Raw genomic sequence first — 297 nt, forward strand, 5'->3', positions numbered from 1 at the left:
GGGAATCTCTACCAGTGCTGAGTCAGTGATCAAACGGAGTTCGGGCACGATGTTTTGTACAACGGTCAGTGTTCTGGCTGCAGACGTCGCGCCAGAGCCGTACAACGCCTTGGAGGTAAAGCTGTGTGCTGCCACAGCCAAAGCACTGACGAGCAACGTCCAGACACCGGTTGTGGCATGTGCCGTTGCCTGACCTTTGGAGACTGCGCCGTCAAAGATTTCGACCTTCTCGCCTTTGGCCGCGACGCCGCTCAAGGTGACAGCCGTTTCCACTGTGCTCCCGCCTTGGGGGATTTC

General features: G+C 57.9%; 1 pseudogene. It reads right to left on the reverse strand.

From position 1 onward, the window contains the following. Positions 1-273 (reverse strand): annotated as a pseudogene (locus tag BK660_RS31780) (hypothetical protein); the annotation flags it as partial. Positions 274-297: the final 24 nt, after the last annotated feature.

Origin of the sequence: Pseudomonas brassicacearum (assembly GCF_003732265.1) — a bacterium.
GTDB classification, from domain to species: domain Bacteria; phylum Pseudomonadota; class Gammaproteobacteria; order Pseudomonadales; family Pseudomonadaceae; genus Aquipseudomonas; species Aquipseudomonas brassicacearum_D.